Below are 19,107 nucleotides of genomic sequence, written 5' to 3'. Positions count from 1 at the left end.
TTATCTTTTGGTGATTTAATCCCGCGCATTTATAAGGTAACCTAGGTTATCAGAACATCTCATTTAGCAATCTATAAAGTGGTGTAAATAGTCCAGCATGAGCCAAGAAACCATAATTAATACAGATGGCATCGAACAATTAACGATGCGTCGTTTTACCGAAGAGTCTTATTTAAACTATTCCATGTACGTTATTATGGATAGGGCTTTGCCTCACATCGGTGACGGTCTAAAACCCGTACAAAGGCGTATTGTTTACGCTATGTCGGAATTGGGACTAAATAACGCAGCCAAATACAAAAAGTCGGCGCGTACTGTCGGGGATGTGTTAGGTAAATTTCATCCACATGGTGATTCGGCTTGTTACGAAGCTATGGTGTTAATGGCGCAACCTTTTTCATATCGTTACCCACTTGTGGACGGTCAAGGCAACTGGGGCGCACCAGATGACCCTAAGTCTTTTGCAGCAATGCGTTATACCGAGTCTAGGTTATCTAAATTTAGTGAAGTGTTGTTAACCGAATTAGGCCAAGGAACAGTAGACTGGCAGCCTAATTTTGATGGAACTTTAGATGAGCCGAAAGTATTACCCGCTCGTTTGCCGCATATTTTATTAAATGGTATTACAGGAATTGCGGTAGGTATGGCTACCGATATTCCACCGCACAATGTGCGAGAAGTCGCGAATGCTTGCGCCCATTTATTAGATAACAGTAAAGCTGAGTTGCATGAGTTATTGGAGTTTGTTCAAGGCCCTGACTATCCAACCGATGCTGAAATCATCACGCCAAAAGCAGACTTGAGTAAAATTTACCAAACCGGTCGTGGTTCAGTCAAAATGCGTGCTGTTTATCATGAAGATAATGGTGATGTAATCATTACTGCGTTACCTCATCAAGCTTCTGGCGGCAAAGTGTTAGAGCAAATTGCTAGTCAAATGCAGGCCAAAAAACTGCCAATGGTAAGCGATTTACGTGATGAGTCAGACCATGAAAATCCAACTCGTTTATTAATTACTCCACGCTCTAATCGAGTGGATATAGAACAGTTAATGCAGCATTTGTTTGCGACCACTGACCTGGAAAAAAGTTATCGTGTAAACATTAACATGATTGGCTTGGATGGCCGTCCTCAAGTCAAAGATCTACGTATGATTTTGACCGAATGGTTGACCTTCAGAAAAGATACGGTGGTGCGTAGATTACAATTTAGGCTTGATAAAGTCTTAGCCAGATTACATATTCTTGAAGGTTTAATGATTGCCTTCTTGAACATTGATGAAGTCATCAGAATTATTCGATATGAAGATAAACCAAAACAAGAATTGATGGCTCAATTTTCTTTGTCGGATATTCAAGCTGAAGCGATTTTAGATTTAAAATTACGTCACCTTGCTAAATTAGAAGAAATGAAAATCAAAGGTGAGCAAGATGAATTGGCAAAAGAACGTGATGAGTTACAGCAGTTACTAGGGTCAGATCGACGATTGAAAACCCTGATTAAGAAAGAAATTTTAGCGGCGGCAGAATTGTATGGTGATGACCGTCGTTCTCCTATCGTCTCTCGTGGAGAAGCTAAAGCCTTGTCTGAAAAAGAGTTAATGCCTTCAGAAATGGTCACAGTCGTCTTGTCCGAAAAAGGTTGGGCGCGATGTGCAAAAGGTCATGATGTTGACGTTGAAGGCTTAAGTTATAAAGCAGGCGATAGTTACCAAGCCAGTGCCAAAGGGCGCAGTAACCAACAAGTAATATTTTTAGATTCATCTGGTAGAGCTTTTGCGTGTGATGCTCACGGATTGCCTTCTGCTAGGAGCCAAGGTGAACCTTTAACCGGTCGCTTTAACGTGGTCGGTGGCGAGAATGTCGAACATGTTGTTATGGGACTAGATGAACAACAGTATTTAATGGCCTCTGATGCGGGTTATGGTTTTGTCGGTAAATTTAGTGACATGGTCAGCAAGAATAAAGCAGGTAAAGCGTACTTGTCTTTATCGGCAGCAGCCAAAGTCATTAAGCCGCAAGCTGTGCATGATTTGCAAACGGATTGGTGTTTAGCTATTTCTAATGAAGGCCGAATGTTAATGTTCCCGTTAAAAGATCTACCTTGTTTAGGCAAAGGTAAGGGGAATAAATTAATTAGTATTCCAAGTGCTAAGGCGCAATCTAGAGAAGAATATGTCAAGGTATTAGCCGTAGTGCCACTAGGTGCTAATGTCAAAATACTTGCTGGTAAACGAGGCATGACACTTACGGCAAATGATTTAGAGCACTATCAAGGCGAGCGTGGTCGTAGAGGTAATAAGTTACCTAGAGGTCTACAGCGCGTTGATGGAATTGAAGTTGAAGCTCCAGGTGTATCCGCCGAAGAAAGTATTGGCGCGGATGGTTCTATATCGGGTGATATTACGACTGACTAAATAACCCGAGTTCAGGTTAAATACATCAAAATAGGCACTAGTTATTGGTAAGTGGTAGCTAGTTGTCTATTTCTCACAGTGTTCACTTTCTTGTAGAGCAATATAATGTTGCAGCGATAAGGTATTGGAAGGCTTGAAAATGATTTCCTCTTTTTTCAGTGCGACAATTTTATCTAATCGAAAAACACGATAATCATTTCGCAACAAACACCAAGCTACTAGAGTCCATACTTTTCCCCAGTAAACTAAGCCCAATGGCCATATCTCCCGTTTGGTTTTTTCATCAGCAAGGCTTAAATATTCCATAGAAAGTTGTTGATGTTTTTTGATGGCTGATTTCAAGGATTGACTGATATCCGAATGGTTGGGTGGAGAAAACTTAGGCACTTGAAGCCAATCAGCATGTTTGTTGTGTTGAGTATGTATTTTGTCTGGCAATATGGCTTTGATTTTATCGAAAGCTCTAGTTGCTGCATCCCCAAACTCCTGGTCACTCCAGCCTTGAACCATTTTAACGCCTAACAAAAGTGCTTCTAGTTCATCCTCTTCAAACATTAGCGGGGGTAAATTAAAGCCAGGGCGAATTCTGTATCCCACCCCGGCTTCTGACTCAATAGGTATATTTGATAAAGACAGTGCCTGCATGTCTCGATAGACGGTGCGTGGTGATACACCCAACTGTTCAGCAAGTTCCTGACCTGTTATCACAGTTCGGCGACTTCGTAATATATTTAACAGTTGAAACAAGCGTTCTGCTTTTCTCATGATTTCCCTAAAGTATTATTCTTAATTGGTGCTGCACTTTTCACTGTCTGCCTGCATATGACGCATGACGAGTGTTTTGTCGTCAATCAATTCATTCAAGGTTTGGCAAACTTTACTTTTCATAAAGTTGTCACCAGCCTTTTTAGCACATTCCATATTTTTCCAATACACAATATCAAACCAAGTATTTTCTTGGTCTTGACTGATAGAACGATAAATAAAACCTTCTTGCTCAGAACAAAAAGAGTTTAAGGTGCTGTGGGTATTTTGCAATTGTTCATCTGCAATACCTGGTTTTAATTTATAAGTGACTATCTCAATGGTGCTGTTCATATTTGAAACTCCTGTAATAAGTTGAGTGACTACTCTAACTTCAGCTTGTTGCCATCATTATGTCAGTAGAGATCACTGATTTGTTTTATTGTTGTGTTCATTCTAAAGAGTCGATAGGGTAACTAGTTATTCGTCGTTCTCATCATTGGAAGGTTTGTATGCCGTTGTTTAAAATTTGTGTGATATTAGGCTTGAGTTTTTATTGCGCTATAAGTGAAGCATCAACTAACGCACAAAAGGCTACCCAGCTAAAAGTGAATCAAGGCCTATTGTTAGGTGATTTGGAATTAGCGAGCACAGTAAGGTCGTTTAAAGGTATTCCTTTCGCTGCTCCACCTGTAGCAGAGTTACGTTGGCAGCCTCCTCAAGCACCTAATAGTTGGCAGGGAGTAAGAAATGCTCAATCTTTTGGTGCTAAATGTATGCAAAATCCAATGTTCAGTGACATGCAATTTCGAGATAGTGGAGTCAGTGAAGATTGTTTATTTTTAAACGTGTGGGCGCCTAATACTGATGAAAAGAAGTTACCGGTATTAGTGTATTTTTATGGTGGTGGATTTTCTGCGGGGGATGGCTCAGAAAAACGATACGACGGTGCAAACATGGCGAAAAATGGCATTGTCAGCGTGACCGTGAATTATCGTATGGGGGTGTTTGGGCTATTCGCTCATCCACAGTTGTCGGCCGATTCTGGCTATCAAGGTTCAGGTAATTATACTTTTATGGATCAAGCCGCTGCGCTTAAGTGGGTGAATCAAAACATTGCCTCTTTTGGTGGTGACCCCAAGCGAGTAACTATTGCTGGCGAGTCTGCGGGGTCTTTTTCTGTGAGTGCATTGATGGCCTCACCATTATCACGTGATTATATAAATGGCGCGATTGGAGAAAGCGGTTCATTGCTTTCCAAGCGAGTGAGTAGCTTAAAAGCTGCAGAAGATAGAGGAGTAAAAATTGCCAAAGGCATTTTAAATAAAAACGACTTGTCGAGTAAAGAATCAATAGCAGCCTTAAAAAATCTTTCAGCTAAAGACTTATTAGACGCCGCTACCAAAGCTAATTTTGTTTGGTTTTCTGCCAATGTAGATAATTATGTTTTACCCAAATCGGCTAAAAAAATGTATGCACAAGGGGAATACGCCAAGGTGCCATTAATGGCGGGCAATAACTCACAAGAGGGGAGTTACCAAAGTGTATTGAAAAATCAGTCACCGACTGTCGATAACTATCAGGCTGCAGTGAAATCACGTTATCCATCTAACTATAAAACTATGTTGGAGTTGTATCCTGCAAAAAATGAAAGTCAGGTTAAAGATGCAGCACAAGCTATGGCCAGTGATGCATTTATAAGCCTGTCGACCTGGAATTGGATGAAATCAGTAACTGATACCAATACTAAATCGACTTATTTTTATAATTATGCTCATATTCGACCTCTCATGAAAGACCAATACTGGACTAATAATTGGAAACAATCCCCGGCAAGAGGAGCAACACATTCGGCTGAGATTGAGTATGCTTTGGGTAATTTAGACGTTAATCCTATGTATCATTGGCAACCCCAAGACTATAAAGTCTCAGGCATATTGCAGCAGTATTTTATCAATTTTATAAAAACGGGAAACCCTAATGGCCAAGGGTTAGTGAAGTGGCCTGAGTTTAATCAAGGTAAACAACTCGTGATTAACGCTAAACCTTTTGCGGAAAATGTGGATTATTTACACGTGAGATATTCTGGTTTGAATAAGCTTGTTAGCAAATGAAGTAAGGTTAATCAGAGGTGAAGGCCTTCACCTCTTTTTTTGATAACTTTTTATCTTGAAAAGTTAGGGGGTATAAATGACTGGCTTACCTGAAGCTGGATCAATTCTATCTAATGATGGACCCTTGTAGCTGTCGTTAAGTAGCTCAACGGCAGCATGACCATATTGCTCAAACCAGAAGTCTCCTAATATTTTTAAACGTTTAATATTGGTTTGACTGACATCGTCCATTGCGTCATCAGGGGCCACTGATAAACCTGGTTGTGAGCTCATTTCAGCGTTAACTCGGATATACTTTCCTGGCGGAGTAATTGTAATCGCCTGATAAGCGACAACTTTTTCATCAGAGAGTAAATCGATAAGCTGTCCTTTAGCCATCCACTGTACTGCTCCCCACTTTTGAGAATCGGGGCCATTAATTTTTCTTGAATGTGAGCCTGTGCCTACCGATAAAACTCTTTTTTCAGCTTGGGGCCATAATCGACTTGCCTCTGCAAACACACACATAGTTGGGTTATTGGCAATGACACCCCCATCAATTAGCCAATGTTCGTCTTTGTGCGGTGGTAATTGTAGTTCTTTGGTAGGGAAGTATGTCGGGGCTGCGCTAGAAGAGTCTGCAACCTGATAAGAAAATAAGCTTTTATATTGCGCTTTATTGGATTTGAAAACGTATGGTCTACGTTGTTCAATGCCATAGGTTACGGCGAGTACATGTTTGCCTTCTGGTACATCTTCTAATTTTGCAGTGCCTAATCGGTCCATTAATTCTGAGGTTTTGCCTTGAGCTTGATATTTAGGTGCGTTAATTCCATCCACTTCAAACCAGCCTTTATTTGGAGTGAAAATTCTCTTTGCATTTTCGAAGCTATACAAATCGTTAATATCACTCATAGGCATGTCTGTTGTAGCCAGTGCTAACGCTATGATACTGCCAGTACTTGTACCTGCATAAAAATCCACACAGTCTCGTAAAGATTTTTTATGTTCTTTTTGAAGTTGTTGGTCTACATGAGTTAAGAACTGCGTGGTAGCGGCGCCACGAATACCGCCTCCATCTAAAGATAAGATTAGTTTAGACATTTAATATTCCTTATTATTGCCGTTTATGCGCTTTTCGTTTTAATTAACGAGTGTTTAGCGTTTGTTATAGTTCATCATAGCTAAAATTTTCTCAATTCTGATTAAGAAGCGTCGAAAATAATTATATTTGTTGTAGTCGTTGAGTGATCTCAGGCTCTATAAGTTGGATAACATCTTGGCATAATGATTCGGTTTTTTCTGTATAGCTTAATTGCCCATTTTCATCGGCTTCTATAAGTCGGTTTTCTTTTAAAGCGCTAATAAAACTAGATAATACATTTTTATCGAAAAATTCAGGTGAACTAAGGCCGTGAAGATTAGATAATCTTTGGGCAAATTGACGGCTTTGGGCTTCTAATTCACTGCGACTAATTAAGGCATTTTTGGACAATAATGTTAAAACGACAGCGTATCTGTGCAAGGTTTCTTGGATCCCTTGACTCAATAACCAAGCAGAATAAAACGCATTACTGCTTGGTTCCGGTGGCAGAACTTGTCCTTCTTGTTCATTGAGTAACCCCATTTCCAGCATATTGTCTAATAATGACGCTAAATATGATTCGGCTTGAATTTGATCCATATGAATGAATAACTCACGTTTTAACAAGGGATATAAACTAGCTACCAATTTTAGAACTTGTAATTTAGTTAAACTTTTATGCGAAAAAACCACGGCTACAATCAAACTTGGTAGGGCAAATAGGTGTTGAATATTATTTCGATAATAAGTCAGAGCCACTGCATTTTGGTCTCTTAAAGAAACAATTTCGCCATATCCGTCTTCGCTAATTGTGAGTTTTTTACGCTTAAGAGTGTCGGCCAATAATTCTTTGCCACTAACCTGAGGAATAGTTGTTAAATGACTATATTCACTGTTTTTTAACAGCCCCAGATAATGGTCAATAGCTCTTTCTAACTCAGTTCTAGGAATGGCGTGTTTTTTAGCTGCCAATAAACATGTTGCACAAATAGACATGGCACTGATAGCCGTCGCTTGGTTAATCCTTGTCATGACATCTGTTGCTAAGTCATTAACAACAGGTGTCAGCCATGTAGGCTTTTTGTCTGATTCCTTATCTTTGTGCTCTCGCCAGTTTGGTTCCTTTTGATCAAGATAGTTAGATAAGTTGATGGGTTCACCAAAATTTAAGTAACCAACTCCATAATTTTTAAGCTTTTTGATTGCAGAGAATACTTGGAAAAATGATTCTTTCTTTTTGTCTGTGCCTTTCAGTTCTTTTAAATAACTGGATACTTCCATGACATGGTCATAACCAATATATACAGGGACAATACTCACAGGACGATTAACGCCTTTAATTAACGCTTGTAAAGTCATGGCGAGCATACCTGTTTTGGGGGGCAATAAGCGGCCTGTTCGACTTCTCCCGCCTTCAGGATAATATTTTACTGAATAACCTTTATTGAACAGTAATTCTAAGTATTCACGAAATACTGCGGTATACAATTTGTTGCCTGCAAAACTTCTTCGAAGATAAAACGCCCCAGCTTTCCGTAATAAACCACCCACGGGAGGAAAGTTAAGATTAATGCCAGCTGCAATATGTGGTGTTACTAAACCTTCATGGTAAATAACATAGGTCAGTAACAAATAGTCCATATGGCTTCTGTGGCAAGGCGCATAAATTATTTCATGTCCGCTTTGGGCAAGCTCTCTTACCCTAGATGCATGTTTAACCTGAATGCCGTTATATATTTTATTCCAAACTTTAGTTAATAATTTTTCACCAATACGAACCATTCCTTCACGGTAATCTGCGGCTATTTCGTCAAGGTATTTTTTGGCTTGATTTCTAATCTGTTCTTGACTTTTGTTCTTAGAACTAGCGTCTTGTGCTATCACTTGGGTGACAGATTTTGAGCCTAATACACTGTTATACAGCTGTTGTTTCTCAAGAAGATTTGGACCCGTCATGGTCTGCATTTTGCGGTGAAAGTGAGTGCCGGCAACACGAATAAGTTTATGGGCTATGTCTGAATCACTGCCTTTTAACTTGATCATATTTTTAGAAGATACAGCTTTGCTATAACTAACAAAATTATCTCGACCTAAAAACAACACTATAAAAAATTTACGTAACCAACTTGGTGAGACTTGGTTAGCAATAACGTCTGCCCAACCAGAGGTATTTTTGCCTGGAGCTCGGCCCCATAGAATAGATACGGGGACAATCTGGATATCTAAATCAGGGTTTTGACGATGCAAACTGAATAATTTAGCTGCGTTTTCTTTAATATCAGTATTTTTAATTTTACGATTTAAAACTGAGTTTGGATTAGTTAAAAATAGGCAGGCTGGAAAGTAGATGTCGTCTACTTCAATGTTCACTGTCGGTTTTGGTAGACCTAGTGATAATGCTGAAACCTTTAAAGCAAGCTGGTCGGTAACAGAATGAGTGCGTAATAAATAAACGATTGGTTTTGATTTATCGATCCCAAGTTCATTTTCAATGTCACTGGGAATACTTTTTACTTTTACCAACCATTTGATAGGAGTGGTTACCATTGAAAATAGTAATCTATCCAACCATCGCATATCTCTCACCTTCATTTTCTAAAACAGGAGAAGCATAACATAGGGAACCGGTTTTAATTGCTCTCAGTTTTCTATTATGAATAAGGCCATTACTCGTAACACCTAAAACAAATGTTTGAGATTTATAAAGAACTGTATATACTCACACTAACTGTATAGAAAAACAGGCTGTTTATGCGTCCACTAACTGCGAGACAAGAAGAAGTACTCCAACTGATTAAAAATACAATGTTGGATACTGGTATGCCACCTACTAGAGCTGAAATTGCTCGTGAATTAGGCTTTAAGTCAGCTAATGCTGCTGAAGAACACCTAAAGGCGTTGGCACGTAAAGGAGTAATTGAAATTTTACCTGGCACCTCTAGAGGGATTCGTTTGAATACCCCTCTAGAAGATCAGCTTGAAGACCTAGGACTTCCATTGATAGGTCAAGTTGCAGCAGGTGAGCCTATTTTGGCCCAAGAACATGTTGAAGGCCATTATAAGGTGGATCCTAATTTGTTTAAGCCCAGTGCAGATTTTTTGCTTAGAGTAAATGGCATGAGCATGAAAGATATTGGAATTTTGGATGGTGACTTACTGGCTGTGCATCGCACGACTGATGTACACAATGGGCAAGTAGTGGTTGCCAGAGTGGACGAAGATGTAACAGTAAAACGTTTAGAGAAAAAAGGTAGAGAAGTGTTGTTACATGCTGAAAACGAAGACTTTTCTCCAATCAAAGTCGATTTGGCTTCTCAACCCTTTAATATTGAAGGGATAGCTGTAGGTGTAATTAGAAACGCAGACTGGCTATAAAATAATTTAATTCAAACTTCTTAACTAATAAAACGCAGTTATTTTTATGACTGCGTTTTTGTTTTTATAAACCTCAAAAAAATTCACTTTTTAACTTGCATAAGTGCAATACATGTTAAATATCAAGAAATTTACAAACAAATGTTTAAAAAATAATCGATTGACTGTAAATTAAACAAAAAAACTAGACGTAGCCCCCTTAAATAAGTAATCCTAAGCTTCTTTGTAACAAATTGATAACAATGAGTTTTCCAGTTGTTAACTTTGGTGCTGTTTTACGTAGCGTTTTAAGACCTCGTTATGAGTTTTTTTGACCGAGAAAATAATAACAAGCGATTATCACATAGAGGTGTCGAGTGAAAAAAATATTGTCCAGAGCAGGATCTATACTGGCGGTGTTATTAGCCAATCCAGTATTTGCTGAAAGCAAAAAACATATAGATCAGTACCAACTTAATATGACTGAAGGCGTAACCGACATTAGCGCTAAGGTTTACGACTTGCATATGCTGATGTTTTGGATATGCGTAGTCATTGGAGCAGGCGTTTTCATTGCCATGTTTATCTCTATGTATTTCCATAGAAAATCACGGGGATTTAAACCTTCTACCTTTCATGAAAGCGTAAAAGTTGAAATCGCTTGGACTGTAATCCCGTTTATCATTTTGATCGCCATGGCTGTGCCAGCTGCCAGCTTGTTGTTTGACATGGAAGACGCCAGTGAACCTGATTTAACTGTTTTGGTGACAGGTTCTCAGTGGAAGTGGCACTACAAATACATGGAAAACGATGTTGAGTTTTACTCAAAAATGGCCACGCAAGCTGAACAAATTGAAGGAAAGTTTGCTAAAGGTGATAACTATTTATTAGAAGTAGATCGCGCCTTGGTAATTCCGACTGGTAAGAAAGTGCGTTTCTTAATCACTTCAGATGATGTTATTCATGCTTGGTGGGTGCCAGATTTTGCTGTTAAACAAGATGCTAACCCAGGGTTTATTAATGATGCTTGGGCTAAGGTTGACCAACCTGGAGTATACCGAGGTCAATGTGCAGAATTGTGCGGTAAAGATCATGGGTTTATGCCTGTCGTTGTAGTGGCTAAAGAACCTGCTGAATATGATAAATGGATTGCTGAACAACAAGCTATTCAACAAAAAGCAAAAGAAGAAGAACAACGACTATTGGCTATGAATATGACTATGGAAGAATCCATGGCATTAGGCGAAAAAGTTTACAATGCAAACTGTGCCGCTTGTCATATGCCAAATGGTGAAGGTTTACCAGGTGTTTTCCCTGCTCTTAAAGGAAGTCAAATTGCTTTAGCAGATCAGCCTAAACACATCGATGTATTAGTCAACGGTGTCACTGGGACTGCGATGCAGGCTTACGCAAAACAATTAAGTATGTCTGACTTGGCTGCGGTAGTTACATATGAGCGTAATGCTTGGGGTAACAATACCGGTGATTTGGTGCAAGCCAAGGACATTAACGCAGCGATTAACGGAAAATAGGAGTAGGTGACCATGACAACAATAACTGACGATTCAAATCACGACGATCACCATGATGACCATCATGAACATCATATTCCAACCGGTATTAAGCGCTGGTTATATACGACTAACCATAAAGACATAGGTACTTTATACCTGTGGTTTGCATTCATCATGTTTTTAACTGGTGGTGCTATGGCAATGGTAATACGGGCTGAATTGTTTCAACCCGGTTTACAAATTGTAGATCCCAACTTCTTTAACCAAATGACCACAGTTCACGGATTAGTTATGGTTTTTGGTGCGGTTATGCCCGCTTTCACAGGGTTAGCCAACTGGCTTGTGCCTATGATGATAGGTGCGCCAGATATGGCCTTGCCGCGTATGAATAACTGGAGCTTTTGGATATTACCTTTTGCTTTCCTGATTTTGCTTTCATCACTATTTATGGAAGGTGGCGGCCCAGCTTTTGGTTGGACTTTTTATGCTCCACTTTCAACCACTTATAGTAATGACGGCACGGCGTTATTTGTTTTTGCGGTACACATAATGGGTGCTTCATCTATCATGGGCGCAATCAACGTTATCGTAACCATAGTGAATATGCGTGCCCCAGGCATGACGTATATGAAAATGCCATTGTTTGTTTGGACATGGTTAATTACTGCGTTTTTATTGATTGCAGTTATGCCTGTTTTGGCAGGCGCCGTTACTATGGTATTAACGGATAAGTTTTTTGGGACTAGTTTCTTTGACGCCGCTGGTGGTGGTGACCCTGTAATGTTCCAGCATATATTCTGGTTCTTTGGGCATCCTGAAGTTTATATTATGATCTTGCCGGCCTTCGGTATTATCTCAGCAATTGTACCGACTTTTGCTCGTAAGAGATTATTTGGTTATGCCTCTATGGTATATGCAACAGCGTCTATTGCCTTGTTGTCATTTATAGTTTGGGCGCACCATATGTTTACAACGGGTATGCCAGTTGCTGCAGAGTTGTTCTTTATGTTTGCCACTATGTTAATTTCAGTCCCTACAGGGGTGAAAGTATTTAACTGGGTGGCAACTATGTGGCGAGGTTCTATGACCTTCGAAGTGCCTATGTTATTTGCACTAGCATTTATTGTGTTGTTTACAATTGGTGGGCTGTCTGGACTTATGCTGGCTATTACGCCTGTGGATTTCCAATATCATGATACTTACTTTGTTGTCGCTCACTTCCATTATGTACTCGTGACAGGAGCCATCTTTTCTATTATGGCCGCTGTTTACTATTGGCTGCCCAAATGGACTGGAAAAATGTTCCACATTGGTTTGGCCAAATGGCATTTTTGGTGTTCGCTAGTTTCTGTAAACGTACTGTTTTTCCCAATGCATTTTGTTGGATTAGCCGGAATGCCGAGACGTATCCCTGATTACGCCTTGCAGTTTGCTGATTTCAATAAATGGATCAGTATTGGCGGATTTGCATTCGGTTTGTCTCAATTAATTTTCTTAGCGCTATTAATTAAAGCTTGTAAGAAACAAGGTGAGCCAGTTTCTGACCAAGTTTGGGAAGGTGCTGAAGGTTTAGAGTGGGAAATTCCATCACCTGCTCCTTATCACAGTTTTGAAACACCGCCAGACGTTAAGTAGTAAGTGAGTTAAGTAGATGAACCAACAACAAAATCAAGCAAATAACAAAATAGTTATTAAATTACTGGCCATAGTGGTGGGTATGTTTGGCTTTGGTTTTGCGTTGGTTCCTTTATATGATGTGCTTTGTGAAGCCCTAGGAATTAATGGTAAAACATCAACGATTGCCGCGGTTTACGAATCAGTCGAGATTGATAAGAGTAGATTGGTTACCGTTGACTTTATTACCCGTACTAATTCCGGTATGCCTTGGGAATTTAAAGCTCAAACACGTCAAGTAAAAGTGCATCCTGGTGAAATGAATCAGGTTAACTTTTTCGTAAGAAACCCTGCCAACACAGATATTGTTGGTCAAGCTGTTCCGTCGGTATCACCTGGTCCAGCAGCGATATATATGAATAAAACAGAATGTTTTTGTTTTGAGCAACAGACATTAAAGGCCGGTGAAGAAATCATTATGCCTATGCAGTTTTATGTCGACCCTCAACTACCAAAAGATATTACTTATTTTACCGTGCAATATACCCTCTACAACGTAACAGCTTCGAGTGAAGTTGTGGCAATGAATCGCGGGTAAAGGAGAACACTATGTCAGAAAAATATGAAAAGTATTATGTTCCTGCCGAGAGTCCGTGGCCGTTTGTAGGGGCTGTGGCTTTATTTTTATTAGCCGTAGGAGCTGGAAACTTGGTGATTGAAATCACCAGAGATAAAGATGGTTTTGGTGGGTACTTTTTAACTGCTGGCTTTATCACTTTGTTTATTATGTTATTTGGTTGGTTTAGAAATCAAATTCATGAATCTATGGCCGGAATGTATAGTGCGCAATTAGATCGTTCATACCGACAAGGTATGGCTTGGTTTATATTTTCTGAAGTGATGTTCTTTATGGCGTTCTTCGGAGCATTATTTTATGCCCGTGTGATATCTGTTCCTTGGTTAGGAGGAGCTTCAAATAACTTAGCGACCTATGAAGTGTTATGGCCTACCTTTGAAGCTATATGGCCTTTAGTTGAAACGCCAGATGGAACCAAAACAGAAGCTATGGGCTGGTTTGGTTTACCTTTAATCAACACAGTTATTCTATTAATTTCATCTGTGACGTGTCATATCGCACATGTTGCGTTAGAGAAAAACCAAAGAGCTAAACTTAAGCTTTGGCTGAGTATCACTGTTATTTTAGGCTTTATTTTCTTGGTCCTACAGGTTGAAGAATATATACATGCTTATACCCAAATGGGTCTGACTTTAGATTCAGGCATATACGGTAATACATTCTTTATGTTGACTGGTTTCCATGGATTCCACGTTACATTGGGAACGGTAATATTATTCATTATGTTATTAAGAGTATTTAAAGGACATTTCACTCCTGAAAATCACTTTGCGTTCCAAGCGGGTAGTTGGTATTGGCACTTTGTTGATGTGGTGTGGGTATTGTTGTTTTTCTTTGTTTATATTTTGTAATGTAAAGTAAGATTAAAAAGAGCCACGTTTACGTGGCTCTTTTGTTTCAACAAGGATATTCTTTTGAGATATTAATATGGTCTTGGGTTAGGTGTGATTAGTCCAAATGCAACAGCTAGTAGAATAAGAACAATGATGACTGCAGAAACGATTAACCTTCGTCCAATAAATTTGCTCATAGGTGGACTGTCGGGTTCATTTTTTAACAAGATCATCATTGCTTTAAATAAGTTGAACACCATAAATAAAATTAAACCACCCACCAGTATTTTAATCAGCACTACTTTTCTCCTTAGGCGATTGAGTTTATATGAGTTTTAAGAAGTTTCGCCTACCTATATTTGCTACAGTAATCACTTTTATCGCTGTTGTCATTATGTTTGCTCTAGGTATGTGGCAATTACAAAGAGCTGAACAAAAGCAACAACGTTTAGACTCAATAACTAATGCTCAACAATCGGCTCATGTAGGTCTGGGGCAAGTCATTAATGATATTGATAATATGATAGATATGCCTATTACCTTTACGGCAAAGGCAGATGCTGAGCAATTCTTTTTAGTCGACAATAAAATTAATCAAGGACGCGTGGGGTATCATGTTTTGGTCCCACTCAAGACTGAGCTTGGCATTGTCATGGCTAATTTTGGATGGGTGTCGGCAACACATAGTCGTCAAGTTTTGCCTGACATTGAGTTGCAGCAAGGTTTAAACCATTATTCAGGAATAATCTCGTTCCCAACAAAAAATGCTATGGTCACTGAAACCGCAAAGGTTGACGGTAAATGGCCTAAAGTTCTACAAGCAGTTGACCTAAAGGTAATACAACAGCATTATAAACAATCTCTTTTGCCGTTAGTCGTAAAAATGGCAGAATCTCAAAATTCCGATTTTGTGAGAGATTGGCAACCCGTTGTCATGCCCCCAGAAAAACATATAGCTTATGCTGTGCAATGGTTTTTATTAGGTGTGGCTGCAATGGTTGTTTTTGTTATCGCTCAAAGAAAAAAAATAATAAGGAATAGGCGTGAGTAACACTAAGAAAAAAAATAATAAAAGTATGGTCCTTATCTTTGTTGCTGTTTTTCTGTTGCCAGTGATTTTAGCTAAGTTGGCGTTAGATAATGGCTGGTTTAATCAAGCGGCAACTAATAAAGGTGCATTGATACAGCCTCCTTTGGATATGAGTAGTTTGCAAACTTCAGAACAAGAACCTAAATGGAAACTTGTTTATGTGCTGCCGGCAGAGTGTGATAAGCGCTGTGAAAATGCTTTGTACAGCATATTGCAGGTTTGGAGTGCTTTGGGTAAACATAGTGACAGAGCTGAAGCCGTAGTGATTAGTCATTTAGCTAGCCAGCCTGAAAAACTAGCTGAGCTAAAAGAAAATTCAAAAGCGCGTATTATCGAAACTAGCGAACAGAATATTAAAAAGATATTCAAAAATAGTGATACTGAAGGTGTGTTCATTGCTGATACTTTAAATAACGTAATTTTAAAGTATCCACTGCAGGCAGATACTGAACAAGCAGTGTTAGATAGCAGAGATATTTTGTCCGACTTGCGAAAAGTGCTCAAATTATCACGGATTGGCTAAAGGAAGATATTATGAAAAAGCTAGTCATGTTAAGTATTCTGCTGGCCATGGTGGTGATCATTCTTGGAGCTTACGCTCGATTAACTGACGCAGGTTTAGGTTGCCCCGATTGGCCTGGATGTTATGGCCATATAAGTTTTACCGAAACGACAAAAAATATTGAAACAGCTCAGCAGGCTTTCCCTGATAGGCCATTCGAAGAACACAAAGCTTGGAACGAGATGATCCATCGTTATTTTGCGAGTGCTTTGGGTTTTATTATTGTTCTTATTTTTATTCGTAGCCTGATGCAAAAAGGATACAACACACCCAAGAAGTTACCATTTTTGTTGGTGTGTTTAGTTTGTTTTCAAGGTGCACTTGGGATGTGGACTGTCACCTTAAATTTGCTTCCTGTTGTTGTTATGGGGCATTTATTGGGCGGGTTTACCGTGTTATCCGGGTTATTTCTATTATATTTACGTCTCACGCCATTCAGGATCCCTGGTGGTGATCCTAGAATGAGGCGATTTGGCAAGTACTCCACCATTGGTATCATTATTCTTACCGCACAAATCGCTTTAGGTGGTTGGACGTCGGCAAACTATGCGGCTTTAGCTTGTACTGAGCTACCCGTCTGCGAAGGCTCTTGGTATGAGAACCTTAGCTTTTCTGGCGCATTCAGTGTGCCAGAAGCGGAGAATTATGAATTTGGAGTTCATTCATATAATGAGAGGATGACGATGCATATCATGCATAGAGTCGGTGCTTTAGTGACATTTTTATATTTATGTTGGTTAGGCCTTAGACTATATGCTGCGGCTGTTTCTCGACTCATTAAAAATCTTTCCGCATTTATGGTTGTGGTTTTAGGTGCTCAGGTGATTTTAGGTGTGAGTAATGTAGTATTTAGTTTGCCTATAGCTGTCGCAGTTTTACATAATGCTGTAGCTGCAGGTTTACTGCTTGTATTAATTAGTATCAGTTATACTTTGTATCGAAAGACGTAGGAGATCAAAGTGAGTAAGGTTATGACCGCAGAACAAAATTCTGACTCGAGTTTATTGTCTAGTATCAAAGACTATTATGAAATGACTAAGCCAAACGTTGTTTTGTTATTGTTATTAACGGCGCTAGTTGGAATGTGCTTAGCCAGTGATACTTGGATAAGTTGGCAAGTATTGATTGCAGGGTTAACAGGTATAGGTTTTTTATCTTCAGCGGCGGCAGTGGTGAATCATGTTGTTGATCGCCGTATTGATAGTCAAATGGCGCGAACGTTTAATCGACCGGTGCCAAAAGGCAAAATCACCCCTAGAAAAGCCATCATTTTCGCTTCTATCTTGACCATTTTAGGTTACGTTATTTTAGAAATTTGGGTTAATCGTTTAACAGCCGTTTTAACCTTTGCTGGTTTAGTCGGATACGCTGTTATTTATACTATGTACTTAAAACGAGCTACACCGCAAAACATAGTGATTGGAGGGTTAGCTGGAGCTATTCCACCCCTTTTAGGTTGGACTGCAGTGACAGGTGAGATACATGCTCACGCTTTATTATTGGTCTTAATAGTTTTTACTTGGACTCCCCCTCATTTTTGGGCATTGGCTATTCATCGTGAAAAAGATTATGCAAGAGCAAAAGTGCCTATGTTGCCAGTCACCCATGGTGTCGAATTTACTAAAACATCTATATTGCTCTATACCATTTTGCTGTGTGTTGTATGTTTAATGCCATATGTTATTGGAATGACGGGTGTTATCTATCTAGTTGGCTCAACAGTTTTAAACGTAGGTTTTTTGTATTACGCGTGGAAACTTAAATTTGGCTCGACAGAACAAACAGCCATGCAAACATTCAAATTTTCCATTATTCATCTGATGGTTTTATTTGTCGTATTACTTGCTGATCATTATATTCATTTTTAATTCAACAGATATATTAGGTTTTACATGAGTAAAATACATATGGGCATTATTGCCCTTGTAGCTTTAGCCATTGGTATCATATTGGCAAGTAATGTGTCGCCTGCCAAATATGCGGAGCCGCAGCATGTTCGTTTATACCCTCAGCCTAGGGCTTTACCTGACTTTGAGCTTGTAGATCAACATAACCAAGCCTATACCAAAGCTAACTTATTAGAACATTGGAGTTTATTATTTGTTGGATATACGTATTGTCCAGATATCTGTCCAACCACGTTAGCTGAATTAAAAGGTATCTATCCTGAATTACAAAAAATACCGTCTGATTACCCTATTCAAGTGGTGTTGATGTCGGTGGATCCGAAACGTGATACTCCTGAAAGGCTGAATGAGTACATTAACTTCTTTAACCCTGAATTTTCTGCAGTAAGTGGAGAACATGCTCAGTTATTCCCTTTGGTCAGAGCGATGGGCATGATGTATTCGATGGTTGAAAGTACCGATACACCAGATTACCTAGTGGATCACAGTTCTTCTGTGGTATTGGTTAATCCTAAGGCGCAAGTTGTGGGACGATTTAAACCAGACTTTGTTGTAGGGCAATTACCTGTAAGTGAAGGACAAAAGATCCTTGCTGATATGCCAGCATTAGTTAACCATTAATTTAAACCCCAAGATGCACATTCGTCGGGCTGAACAAGATGATGCAAATATTTTAGCTTCTCTTGTTTATGCCTCAGCCTCAAGCCTATTAAACGCTAGTTTTAACCTTAATCCTCGTTATACAGCACAAGGTTTCCTATCTTCTAGTCTGGTTAATCCAGAAGGCCAATACGGGTATAAAAATCATTGGGTTATGATTCATAAAGAACAAACCATTGCTTGTGTTAGTGGTTGGCATAACGATATGCCAGCAGAGATTCAACAAGCCACGTTACGGACTATTGTTGATTATTTTGGATTGGATAACGGGATTCAGGTACTTAAGGTTAATCAAGCAGTGCGAGATTGTATTCCAGAAATTCTTGTACATGAGTGGTGTGTTGGGCATTTGAGTGTAGATCAAAAATATCAATGCCAAGGCGTTGCAACAGCATTACTTAAATTAATGCAAACCCAAGCACTTTCCCATAATAAAACCCATTTGAGTTTAGATGTAGAAGCAAGTAACCAAAAGGCAATTGAGTTTTACCTCAATCAAGGGTTTACACAAGTCTCTGAATCTAAGCTCACCGCCAATATGTTGAAGTTAGGGGTAGGTAGGCATTTACATTTAACAAGGCCCCTTACTTCTTAAATTC

18 protein-coding genes are annotated in these 19,107 nt (G+C 39.3%); 13 read left to right on the top strand and 5 right to left on the bottom strand.

The window, feature by feature from the left end:
* The first annotated feature begins 97 nt into the window (after positions 1–97).
* Entirely contained in the window at positions 98–2,416 is a 2,319-nt protein-coding gene (gene parC, locus ACSHXM_RS05730; RefSeq protein WP_435687779.1) for a DNA topoisomerase IV subunit A, read from the top strand.
* Positions 2,417–2,482: 66 nt separating this feature from the next.
* Here the strand turns inward: parC and ACSHXM_RS05725 are convergent, their stop codons facing one another.
* The gene (locus ACSHXM_RS05725) at positions 2,483–3,181 is read right to left on the bottom strand and encodes a helix-turn-helix transcriptional regulator (protein ID WP_435687778.1); all 699 of its coding nucleotides are present in this window, start codon (positions 3,179–3,181) and stop codon (positions 2,483–2,485) included.
* 21 nt (positions 3,182–3,202) lie between these two features.
* Complete coding sequence (locus tag ACSHXM_RS05720) at positions 3,203–3,514, bottom strand: hypothetical protein (protein ID WP_435687777.1); 312 nt, start codon at positions 3,512–3,514, stop codon at positions 3,203–3,205.
* Positions 3,515–3,672: 158 nt separating this feature from the next.
* Between ACSHXM_RS05720 and ACSHXM_RS05715 the strand changes: the two genes are divergently transcribed.
* Positions 3,673–5,274 (top strand): carboxylesterase/lipase family protein, encoded by a 1,602-nt coding sequence (locus ACSHXM_RS05715; protein WP_435687776.1) that lies wholly within the window; start codon positions 3,673–3,675, stop codon positions 5,272–5,274.
* 63 nt (positions 5,275–5,337) lie between these two features.
* On the opposite strand, the gene ACSHXM_RS05710 is transcribed toward ACSHXM_RS05715, so the two are convergent.
* Both ACSHXM_RS05710 and plsB read right to left on the bottom strand, forming a co-directional pair.
* A complete protein-coding gene (locus ACSHXM_RS05710; RefSeq protein ID WP_435687775.1) occupies positions 5,338–6,357 on the bottom strand; it encodes a patatin-like phospholipase family protein in 1,020 nt (339 codons plus the stop codon).
* Positions 6,358–6,478: 121 nt separating this feature from the next.
* Positions 6,479–8,914 carry a glycerol-3-phosphate 1-O-acyltransferase PlsB gene (plsB, locus tag ACSHXM_RS05705; RefSeq protein WP_435687774.1) on the bottom strand — a complete coding sequence of 812 codons (2,436 nt, stop codon included), beginning with the start codon at positions 8,912–8,914 and terminating at the stop codon, positions 6,479–6,481.
* Between the two features lie 174 nt (positions 8,915–9,088).
* Between plsB and lexA the strand changes: the two genes are divergently transcribed.
* The 5 genes from lexA (at position 9,089) to ACSHXM_RS05680 (ending at position 14,307) form a co-directional block, all read left to right on the top strand.
* Positions 9,089–9,712, top strand: coding sequence for a transcriptional repressor LexA (gene lexA / locus ACSHXM_RS05700; RefSeq protein WP_435687773.1), 624 nt, complete (start codon positions 9,089–9,091; stop codon positions 9,710–9,712).
* 395 nt (positions 9,713–10,107) lie between these two features.
* Positions 10,108–11,223, top strand: coding sequence for a cytochrome c oxidase subunit II (coxB, locus tag ACSHXM_RS05695; RefSeq protein WP_435687797.1), 1,116 nt, complete (start codon positions 10,108–10,110; stop codon positions 11,221–11,223).
* A 12-nt stretch (positions 11,224–11,235) separates the two neighbouring features.
* Entirely contained in the window at positions 11,236–12,840 is a 1,605-nt protein-coding gene (gene ctaD / locus ACSHXM_RS05690) for a cytochrome c oxidase subunit I (RefSeq protein WP_435687772.1), read from the top strand.
* Between the two features lie 16 nt (positions 12,841–12,856).
* Positions 12,857–13,417, top strand: coding sequence for a cytochrome c oxidase assembly protein (locus ACSHXM_RS05685; protein ID WP_435687771.1), 561 nt, complete (start codon positions 12,857–12,859; stop codon positions 13,415–13,417).
* A gap of 11 nt (positions 13,418–13,428) precedes the next feature.
* Positions 13,429–14,307, top strand: a complete 879-nt coding sequence (locus ACSHXM_RS05680) for a cytochrome c oxidase subunit 3 (RefSeq protein ID WP_435687770.1) — start codon at positions 13,429–13,431, stop codon at positions 14,305–14,307.
* Positions 14,308–14,378: 71 nt separating this feature from the next.
* On the opposite strand, the gene ACSHXM_RS05675 is transcribed toward ACSHXM_RS05680, so the two are convergent.
* Positions 14,379–14,588, bottom strand: coding sequence for a DUF2909 domain-containing protein (locus tag ACSHXM_RS05675; protein WP_435687769.1), 210 nt, complete (start codon positions 14,586–14,588; stop codon positions 14,379–14,381).
* A 29-nt stretch (positions 14,589–14,617) separates the two neighbouring features.
* On the opposite strand from ACSHXM_RS05675, the gene ACSHXM_RS05670 reads away from it, so the two are divergent.
* From ACSHXM_RS05670 to ACSHXM_RS05645, 6 genes are read left to right on the top strand one after another with little or no spacing between them, the layout of a single operon-like run.
* A complete protein-coding gene (locus ACSHXM_RS05670) occupies positions 14,618–15,340 on the top strand; it encodes an SURF1 family protein (protein ID WP_435687768.1) in 723 nt (240 codons plus the stop codon).
* Positions 15,333–15,902, top strand: coding sequence for a hypothetical protein (locus ACSHXM_RS05665; protein WP_435687767.1), 570 nt, complete (start codon positions 15,333–15,335; stop codon positions 15,900–15,902). Before ACSHXM_RS05670 ends, ACSHXM_RS05665 begins: the two co-directional genes overlap by 8 nt.
* An 11-nt stretch (positions 15,903–15,913) precedes the next feature.
* Positions 15,914–16,891 carry a COX15/CtaA family protein gene (locus ACSHXM_RS05660; RefSeq protein ID WP_435687766.1) on the top strand — a complete coding sequence of 326 codons (978 nt, stop codon included), beginning with the start codon at positions 15,914–15,916 and terminating at the stop codon, positions 16,889–16,891.
* 21 nt (positions 16,892–16,912) lie between these two features.
* Entirely contained in the window at positions 16,913–17,809 is an 897-nt protein-coding gene (gene cyoE / locus ACSHXM_RS05655) for a heme o synthase (protein ID WP_435687796.1), read from the top strand.
* Positions 17,810–17,833: 24 nt separating this feature from the next.
* Positions 17,834–18,469 (top strand): SCO family protein, encoded by a 636-nt coding sequence (locus ACSHXM_RS05650; RefSeq protein ID WP_435687765.1) that lies wholly within the window; start codon positions 17,834–17,836, stop codon positions 18,467–18,469.
* 13 nt (positions 18,470–18,482) lie between these two features.
* Positions 18,483–19,103, top strand: coding sequence for a GNAT family N-acetyltransferase (locus tag ACSHXM_RS05645; protein ID WP_435687764.1), 621 nt, complete (start codon positions 18,483–18,485; stop codon positions 19,101–19,103).
* Positions 19,104–19,107: the final 4 nt, after the last annotated feature.

It is taken from the genome of Paraglaciecola sp., from assembly GCF_051252315.1.
GTDB lineage: Bacteria > Pseudomonadota > Gammaproteobacteria > Enterobacterales > Alteromonadaceae > Paraglaciecola.
Note: the sequence above shows the minus strand (reverse complement) of the source record. Positions and strands in the feature narration are given on the sequence as shown.

Bases quoted from the DNA above. Each gene is read 5' to 3' on its own strand.
- ACSHXM_RS05645 (WP_435687764.1), top strand. From the start codon at position 18,483: ATGCACATTCGTCGGGCTGAACAAGATGATGCAAATATTTTAGCTTCT.
- lexA (WP_435687773.1), top strand. From the start codon at position 9,089: ATGCGTCCACTAACTGCGAGACAAGAAGAAGTACTCCAACTGATTAAA.
- ACSHXM_RS05680 (WP_435687770.1), top strand. From the start codon at position 13,429: ATGTCAGAAAAATATGAAAAGTATTATGTTCCTGCCGAGAGTCCGTGG.
- ACSHXM_RS05685 (WP_435687771.1), top strand. From the start codon at position 12,857: ATGAACCAACAACAAAATCAAGCAAATAACAAAATAGTTATTAAATTA.
- ctaD (WP_435687772.1), top strand. From the start codon at position 11,236: ATGACAACAATAACTGACGATTCAAATCACGACGATCACCATGATGAC.
- ACSHXM_RS05715 (WP_435687776.1), top strand. From the start codon at position 3,673: ATGCCGTTGTTTAAAATTTGTGTGATATTAGGCTTGAGTTTTTATTGC.
- ACSHXM_RS05660 (WP_435687766.1), top strand. From the start codon at position 15,914: ATGAAAAAGCTAGTCATGTTAAGTATTCTGCTGGCCATGGTGGTGATC.
- ACSHXM_RS05720 (WP_435687777.1), bottom strand. From the start codon at position 3,514: ATGAACAGCACCATTGAGATAGTCACTTATAAATTAAAACCAGGTATT.
- ACSHXM_RS05710 (WP_435687775.1), bottom strand. From the start codon at position 6,357: ATGTCTAAACTAATCTTATCTTTAGATGGAGGCGGTATTCGTGGCGCC.
- ACSHXM_RS05725 (WP_435687778.1), bottom strand. From the start codon at position 3,181: ATGAGAAAAGCAGAACGCTTGTTTCAACTGTTAAATATATTACGAAGT.
- ACSHXM_RS05650 (WP_435687765.1), top strand. From the start codon at position 17,834: ATGAGTAAAATACATATGGGCATTATTGCCCTTGTAGCTTTAGCCATT.
- plsB (WP_435687774.1), bottom strand. From the start codon at position 8,914: ATGCGATGGTTGGATAGATTACTATTTTCAATGGTAACCACTCCTATC.
- ACSHXM_RS05670 (WP_435687768.1), top strand. From the start codon at position 14,618: ATGAGTTTTAAGAAGTTTCGCCTACCTATATTTGCTACAGTAATCACT.
- parC (WP_435687779.1), top strand. From the start codon at position 98: ATGAGCCAAGAAACCATAATTAATACAGATGGCATCGAACAATTAACG.
- cyoE (WP_435687796.1), top strand. From the start codon at position 16,913: ATGACCGCAGAACAAAATTCTGACTCGAGTTTATTGTCTAGTATCAAA.